The organism is Pseudomonas sp. 43NM1 (assembly GCF_002836905.1).
Classification (GTDB): domain Bacteria; phylum Pseudomonadota; class Gammaproteobacteria; order Pseudomonadales; family Pseudomonadaceae; genus Aquipseudomonas; species Aquipseudomonas prosekii.
The window spans coordinates 26,187-33,387 of record NZ_MKGS01000172.1 but is presented as its reverse complement, the minus strand read 5'-3'; the positions used below and the strand labels follow the sequence as shown (position 1 = coordinate 33,387).

At 60.0% G+C, this 7,201-nt stretch carries 9 protein-coding genes and 1 pseudogene; 7 read left to right on the top strand and 3 right to left on the bottom strand.

Going from position 1 to position 7,201, the window contains the following annotated elements:
• From BI292_RS21740 to BI292_RS21730, 3 genes and pseudogenes are all read left to right on the top strand, one after another.
• Positions 1-357, top strand: a pseudogene (locus BI292_RS21740) (chemotaxis protein CheB); the annotation flags it as partial.
• Positions 358-440: 83 nt separating this feature from the next.
• Positions 441-1,127, top strand: coding sequence for a glycosyltransferase family 2 protein (locus BI292_RS21735; protein ID WP_101209120.1), 687 nt, complete (start codon positions 441-443; stop codon positions 1,125-1,127).
• Positions 1,128-1,162: 35 nt separating this feature from the next.
• Positions 1,163-1,375, top strand: a complete 213-nt coding sequence (locus BI292_RS21730) for a hypothetical protein (protein ID WP_371918748.1) — start codon at positions 1,163-1,165, stop codon at positions 1,373-1,375.
• Between the two features lie 3 nt (positions 1,376-1,378).
• On the opposite strand, the gene BI292_RS21725 is transcribed toward BI292_RS21730, so the two are convergent.
• Positions 1,379-1,615 (bottom strand): hypothetical protein, encoded by a 237-nt coding sequence (locus BI292_RS21725; RefSeq protein WP_092280394.1) that lies wholly within the window; start codon positions 1,613-1,615, stop codon positions 1,379-1,381.
• A gap of 396 nt (positions 1,616-2,011) precedes the next feature.
• Here BI292_RS21725 and BI292_RS28965 point away from each other — a divergent pair, with 396 nt between their 5' ends.
• Both BI292_RS28965 and BI292_RS21720 read left to right on the top strand, forming a co-directional pair.
• Positions 2,012-2,161: a hypothetical protein gene (locus tag BI292_RS28965; protein ID WP_167370451.1), complete on the top strand. Its 150-nt coding sequence runs from the start codon at positions 2,012-2,014 to the stop codon at positions 2,159-2,161.
• A gap of 48 nt (positions 2,162-2,209) precedes the next feature.
• Positions 2,210-2,470: a hypothetical protein gene (locus BI292_RS21720; protein WP_256592720.1), complete on the top strand. Its 261-nt coding sequence runs from the start codon at positions 2,210-2,212 to the stop codon at positions 2,468-2,470.
• A 73-nt stretch (positions 2,471-2,543) separates the two neighbouring features.
• Here the strand turns inward: BI292_RS21720 and BI292_RS21715 are convergent, their stop codons facing one another.
• Complete coding sequence (locus BI292_RS21715; protein WP_371918747.1) at positions 2,544-4,049, bottom strand: methyl-accepting chemotaxis protein; 1,506 nt, start codon at positions 4,047-4,049, stop codon at positions 2,544-2,546.
• A 517-nt stretch (positions 4,050-4,566) separates the two neighbouring features.
• The gene (locus BI292_RS21705; RefSeq protein ID WP_101209118.1) at positions 4,567-4,848 is read right to left on the bottom strand and encodes a hypothetical protein; all 282 of its coding nucleotides are present in this window, start codon (positions 4,846-4,848) and stop codon (positions 4,567-4,569) included.
• A gap of 200 nt (positions 4,849-5,048) precedes the next feature.
• Between BI292_RS21705 and BI292_RS21700 the strand changes: the two genes are divergently transcribed.
• Together BI292_RS21700 and BI292_RS21695 are read left to right on the top strand one after the other, a co-directional pair.
• The gene (locus BI292_RS21700) at positions 5,049-6,539 is read left to right on the top strand and encodes a catalase (protein WP_101209117.1); all 1,491 of its coding nucleotides are present in this window, start codon (positions 5,049-5,051) and stop codon (positions 6,537-6,539) included.
• A 57-nt stretch (positions 6,540-6,596) separates the two neighbouring features.
• Positions 6,597-7,160 carry a cysteine hydrolase family protein gene (locus BI292_RS21695; protein ID WP_092280402.1) on the top strand — a complete coding sequence of 188 codons (564 nt, stop codon included), beginning with the start codon at positions 6,597-6,599 and terminating at the stop codon, positions 7,158-7,160.
• Positions 7,161-7,201: the final 41 nt, after the last annotated feature.

Here is a 7,201-nt window from a genome sequence, read left to right as displayed (position 1 = left end):
GTGATGGGGCTGGGCAAGGTTTCGCAGTTCACCTGCCCGGATTGTCACGGCGTGCTGGTGCAGATCGAAGAAGGCCCGATCGTGCGATTTCGTTGCCACACCGGCCATGCGTTCTCGATGAAATCGCTGATTTGCGAGGTCAACGCGGCCATCGATACCGGTCTGTGGGACACCTTGCGCGCAGTCGAAGAGCGCATCCTGCTGCTCCGGCAAATGGCCGGGTTGGCACGGACCTCGGGTGCCGGCGGCGATGCCGATGAATGCTTGCGCCAGGCCGATCTGGCCGAGCAACGCCTGAAACCGCTGCGCGAGCTGGTGCTTGATCCAAAATTCTTCGGTCACGACGCCGAACAATAGCGGCGCAAATTGTTTAAACCTTCTTCTAACGGCGAGTGTCGATAACTGGAGACCGTCCACTTCGCCTGAACGAGGAGCCGTTTATGATCGGTGTTGTGATTCCCGCGCATAACGAAGAAAAACACATCACCGATTGCCTGCACTCCGTCCTGCGTGCCGCCGAGCATGCTGACCTGTGTGGCCAGCGCGTGGCGGTGCTGGTGGTTTTGGATACGTGTTCGGACGCCACCGCGCAACGGGTCGCGGCGCATAGCGTCGGGCAACTGGAAGTGACCTTTCAGAACGTTGGCCGCGCCCGCGCGACGGGCGCCCAGCAGTTGCTCAGCGCCGGCGCGCAATGGCTGGCATTCACCGATGCCGACACCGTGGTGCCGCACGATTGGCTGGCTCGCCAGCTTGGTTTCAAGGCTGACGCGGTGTGCGGCACGGTCGAAGTTGATAGCTGGAATGATCACGGTGAATCGGTGCGTTCACGTTATCTGGAGCTCTACCAATTCGTCGAAAATCATCGGCACATCCACGGCGCCAACCTTGGTTTGAGCGCCGAAGCCTATCGAAACGCCGGAGGGTTTCAGCACCTGGAGGCACACGAAGACGTTCACCTGGTGGCCGATTTGGAGCGCACCGGCGCGCGAATTGTCTGGACCGCAACCAATCCGGTCGTCACCAGCGCACGTCGCGATTTCAAATGCCGCGGCGGTTTTGGCGAGTATCTGGCCTCGCTCGGCGCGTCGCTTAATCCGTCGATTAATGCGGGCGCGGCACCGTGAGCATAGAACTGATCGACGCGTTGCAATGGCCAGCGATGGTAGTGACGGTGGTGTCGGCGTGGTTTGTCAGTTCGCAGCGCCCGCGGCGGCGGATGTTTGCGTTTTGGGGCTTTATCGCGAGCAATGCGTTGTGGGTTATCTGGGGGCTACATGCAGATGCTTACGCGCTGATCTTGCTGGAATGCGTGTTGCTGGGGATGAACGCGCGCGGTTTTCGCAAGAACTTGCTCGGCCATCGCGCGTCCTGATTTTTACTGTCCACGAAAATTTTTCTTGCAGCCGCGCAGGTTCATCAAACACAGGCAAATCTGCAAAACGATTAGCGCATAGGCTTCGGCATAAAAGCCCCAAATGCTCCACAGAATATTGCTCAGGATGAAACAGAAGAACCCGGTCATTCGGCGCTTCGGGCGCTGCGAGCCGATCAACCACGCAGCCAGCACCGTCACCAGCATCGCCGGCCACTGCACCCAATCAAGATAGGCCAAGCTTGTTTGCTCCTTTAGCTGCTTTGTTGAACCGAGTGTTGCTCAACCGAGTGTTGCTCAAGCCATTGTTGCTAAAAAAGCAGACGCCGTGGCGCGCGGAAAATTCAGATTGTCGGCGGTTGAGGCTCAGTGGCAAACCGCCGGTCCGCCGTTTGTCGCGAATGTTTGAACGACCTGCCGTTGGTTTTGACAGACAAGTGACACCCCGAGGCCAGGCGCGAATCCCTATCTTCGGCAAGACCTTCTACACCGTGGTGCCGACCGTTGGGAGGCGTAATGCGCGTTCGTAAGCCATCCTATGAAATGTCCGCCGGATTTCGCGCGGAGCACAACGGCTGTCCCATCCGGGAGCCGCGTTAAGCCCCATTCGGGGGCTGCGTTAACAGGAGTCATTTGATGAAAAAGTTATACGTAAGCCTGGGTTTTTGCAGTTTGTTCATGCTGCACGGTTGCTTCGACAACTCGAACAACGAAACCAAGGACAACACCGACGGCACCAAATCCTCCGTTCAGATGCAGGAGGGCAAGGCTGACGAGAGCAAATAACTGATCGCTCACCGGTGAAGATCACATCGAAGCGGCCCACGACGGATCGTGTACAACAAGAAAAAGGTGATCGCGATGAATTGTCTGATTTGTGTCGGTGCCGCCCAGCGCATCCTGTGCGACGGCCCCTGGGAAGAAAGAGATTGCCCGGATTGCGGGCGTTATCGGGTATCCGATGATTTGATTCTGGCCCTGATGGATCAGGGCCAGATTTTCGACATCGCCAAGACTCGAGGCTGGCTGGACACTCGGCGCTTAGAGGGGGCGGTGCCTTCGATTGAAGTGCATCAGGCGTTGCTGGTGTCTTGATCAACCGCCGCACTTGACCCGTTTACGCGCATAACCTGTGGTTGACGTGCGGTCCGGATCGAGGCGGCAAGATTTATCGGTTGAACCGCTCAACCAGTGAATATTGCGCCTTGGCGGTGTCGGTCAATTCCTTGCTCAGCTCGGCCGAATGCCGCGCCTGTTCGGACGTCTGATCGGCCAGAGTGGCGATGGTGGTGATGTTGCGGCTGATTTCCTCGGCGACTGCAGTTTGTTCTTCGGTCGCGGCGGCGATCTGCGTGGTCATGTCGGTGATATTGGCCACGGCTTCACTGATGCCGACTAACGCCTTGTCCGCTTCAAGCACCCACGCCACGCCTTCTTCAGCCTGACGATGACCGCTTTCCATGGTTTTCACCGCGTTGTTCGACGACACCTGCAGCTTGGAAATCAGGCTGTGGATCTGCGCGGTCGACTCGGTGGTGCGTTGCGCCAATTGGCGCACCTCATCGGCAACCACGGCGAAACCCCGGCCCATGTCGCCCGCGCGTGCGGCTTCGATGGCGGCGTTCAGCGCCAGCAGGTTGGTCTGGTCGGCGATGCCTTTGATCACGTCAACCACGGTGCCGATTTCGTTGCTGTCCCTGGCCAATTGCGCGACGGTCGCCCCGGTTTCCCCGACCACCACCGACAGACGCTGAATCGCCTCGCGGGTGTCGCGCGCGACTTCGCGCCCACGGCCGGTCAGCACGTTGGCTTCCTGAGTGGCGTCGGCGGTGCGTTGCACGTGGCTGGCGACTTCCTGGGTGGTCGCAGCCATCTGATTGACCGCCGTCGACACTTGCTCGGTTTCGACGCGTTGGCGTTCCAGCCCGCGTGAACTGTCGGCGGCGAGACCGTCAGAACGGCCGGCCAGTTGATTCAATTGTTCAGCGGTGTCTTGCAGGCGCGTGAGGCAAGTCTTGAGCCGCGAAGCCTGGCTGACAAACGCGGTTTCCAGACGTGCCTGCGGGCCGCGTTCGTCGCTGTACATTTTCGCCAGCAAGGCATCGGACGTGGATGCTTCGGCCATGTCCAGCAAACGCAGCGCGCCTTGATTCTGCTGCCGCGAAACGAACAAACCAATCGGCACCGACACCGCAACTGCCAGCGCGATGGCTGGAGCAATGCCCAGATAAGCGCCGCCCAACGTGCCCACCAAGCCCATGGCCAGAACTGGCAGGGCAGCGAGCAGGGCGGGTTGCCATTTATCGCTGCCAGGGACCGCAGATTTGCCCAGGCTCAGGCGTTTATACAGCGCTTCGGCGCGACGGATTTGCTCGGCGGTCGGTTTGACCCGCACCGACTCGTAACCCACGACCTGACTGCCTTCAAAAACCGGCGTGACGTAAGCGTTGACCCAATAATGATCGCCGGTTTTCGAACGGTTCTTGACGATGCCCATCCACGGTTTGCCCAGCTTCAGCGCGGCCCACATATGGGCGAACACGGCCGAGGGCACATCCGGGTGGCGGACGATATTTTGCGGCGCGCCGATCAGGTCAACTTTGTCGAAACCGCTGATGTCGACAAACGCGTCGTTGCAGTACGTGATAACGCCTCGTGCATCCGTGGTCGAGATGAGTTTTTGTTGAGGTCCGAGGCTGACCTCGCGCTGCGTGACGGGTTGATTGTTTCTCATCTGTATTGCTCCTATGCCCTGAGGTAGAGACATCGGCCGCAATGCTGGAAAGGTGAGCGGTTAGCGCTGAATGGGCAGGTATTGCGTCGGGAAACTTTCGCGCAGGACATGCTTGCCCCAAATCGCTATGGGTAGCAGGTGCAGGACTCAGACGCCGTCGTCGAACTTTTTGCAGATCCCATCCAACTCATCCCACGGATCACACCGCTCCTGCGCGCGCCCGCAGCCGGGGGAATGGGCGAACGCGGCGGGGCGCTCGACTTCGGGTTGCCGGGCGTGGCAGGTCCGGCACCAGACGACCCCGTTGGCTATTCGCCAGCGTGAATTCCAGTCCATCAAGTCCTCACTCGCCGTCATCACACACCTTCCTCAACCTGAATCTATATAGGGTTGATTGGCAGGCTCGGGTGAGGTTCCAGTTTTTTGCAGCGCCGCGCTCAAACTCAGCGCTTTTCGGCTAGTTTTTGCATTTGGCCAGCACGACTTGGCAAGTCTTCGGCGTACCACCGGAGCGGCTGGCGTAGCGGTAGCAGTTATCCAGGGACTTTTTACGCGCCATGTGCAAACTGTCGCCCCAGGCCAAGCCTCCTTCGCCGGCCGTCGGGACCGCTTTGGCATAGCAGCTCGAACCCTGGGTCGAGCTCGATTTGCTCGAACAACCCGCCGTCAGCGCCAGGCTGATGACGATCAGGCAGGGCAGGCGCCAGGACGAGCACTGCCGCGCAGTTTTTCCAATCATCTCGTTCCCCAAAATGTGTGAGGCCGTGTGGCTGGTCTATTCAGATTAGCCGTTATTGCGCCCGAGCTTACGCACGAGACTGCGCCGATCAACCCCGCGCGCGATGCCCGACTATTTGCCGTTTTTACGTAGTCCGGCGCTGGGCATTCTCGGATCATGCGTTCGCTTCAACTGAGTCCTTTCCGTGAGAGGTCGCCCACATGAACGATAAAAACCTCACCCACGCCACCGGCGCCCCGGTGCTCGACAACCTTAACAGCCAGACCGCCGGGCCGCGCGGGCCGGCGTTGTTGCAAGACATCTGGCTGCTGGAAAAACTCGCCCATTTCGACCGCGAGGTGATCCCCGAACGGCGTATGCACGCCAAGGGCGCCGGCGCCTACGGGACGTTCACCGTGACCGCCGACATCAGCCGTTTCAGCAAGGCCAGCCTGTTTGCGGAAATCGGCAAGCAGACCCCGGCGTTCGTACGTTTTTCCACGGTGGCCGGCGAACGCGGCGCTGCTGACGCCGAGCGCGATATTCGCGGTTTTGCGGTCAAGCTCTACACCGATCAAGGCAACTGGGACATCGTCGGCAACAACACGCCAGTGTTCTTCTTTCGCGACCCGCTGCGTTTTCCCGACCTCAACCATGTGGTCAAGCGCGATCCGCGCACGGGGCTGCGTTCACCGACCAATAACTGGGACTTCTGGACGCTGCTGCCCGAGGCGCTGCATCAGGTCACGATCATCATGAGCGATCGTGGCATCCCCAGCAGCTACCGGCATATGCACGGTTTCGGCAGCCATACATTCAGCCTGATCAACGCGCAAAACCAGCGCGTGTGGGCCAAGTTTCACTTCGTTTGCCAGCAAACAATTGCCAACCTCAGCGACGGCGAAGCGGCGCAAGTGGTCGGCGCCGATCGCGAAAGTCATCTGCGCGACTTGTACGAAAGCATCGAAAGCGGCGACTTCCCGCGCTGGAAGTTGTGCATCCAGACCATGACCGAAGAGCAGGCGCGCACGCATCGGCACAACCCGTTCGACCTGACCAAAGTCTGGCCGCACGGCGAATACCCGCTGCAAGAGGTTGGCATTCTCGAACTCAATCGCAACCCCGAGAACCATTTTGCCGAGGTCGAACAAGCCGCGTTTTCCCCGGCGAATATCGTCCCCGGCGTGAGTTTTTCGCCAGACAAAATGCTCCAGGCGCGGCTGTTTTCCTATGGCGATGCGCAACGTTATCGCCTCGGGGTCAACTTCAATCACATCCCGGTCAACGCGCCGCGCTGCCCGTTCCACAGCTACCACCGCGACGGCGCTATGCGCACCGATGGCAACCTCGGCTCGACCCTGTCGTATTACCCCAACAGCTTCGGCGAATGGCAGGATCACCGGCAGCTGCACGAACCGACCTTGCCGCTCGACGGCGATGCCGGGCACTGGGACCAGAGCCTCGTCGAAGACCATTACGAGCAACCCGGCAAGCTGTTTCGCCTGATGACCTCGCTGCAACAACAATTGCTGTTCGACAACACGGCGCGGGCCATGGGCGATGCGCCGCAGATGATCAAACAGCGACACATCGACAACTGTGCCAAAGCCGATCCGGCGTACGGCGCCGGTGTGGCCAAAGCCTTGAACCTGAGCCCGAGCACGGTCGAACCCGAAGCCGAGACCGAGACCGACTTGCGCAGCGTTCTTTGAATTCACCTGGCTCTCGTTAACCCGTCAACCCGTCAATCCGTTACGTGGAGAACACTCATGAGCAGCAGCGATTCCAACAAAAAAGCATTGGTGGTCGTCGATATCCAGAACGACTATTTCCCCGGCGGCCGCTGGGCGCTTTCGCAGGTCGAGGAGGCCGCCGCACAAGCCGCGCGGGTCATCGAGCGGTTTCGTGAGCGCGGTGATCTGGTGGTGCATATCCGCCATGAATTCAAGGACGCCAACGCGCCGTTCTTCCGCCCCGGCAGCGAAGGCGCACAGATCCACCAAAGTGCGAAAAACCGTCAGGACGAGCCAGTGGTGCTCAAGCATTACATCAACTCGTTCCGCGAAACCGAGCTCAAGGACATCCTCGATCAGCACGGCATCAACGAAGTGGTGGTAGTCGGCAACATGAGCCACATGTGCGTCGACGGCATGACCCGCGCGGCGGTGGATTTCGGCTATACCACCACCGTGCTGCACGATGCCTGCGCCACGCTGGACATGGAGTTCAACGGGGTCAAGGTGCCCGCCGCGCAGGTGCACGCGGCGTTCATGGCGGCACTCGCATTCGGCTACGCGCCGGTCATTTCCACCAGCGAATACCTGAACCGTTGATCCGTTGAAAACGGCGGGCGGATGGGCGGCATGGGCCGTCG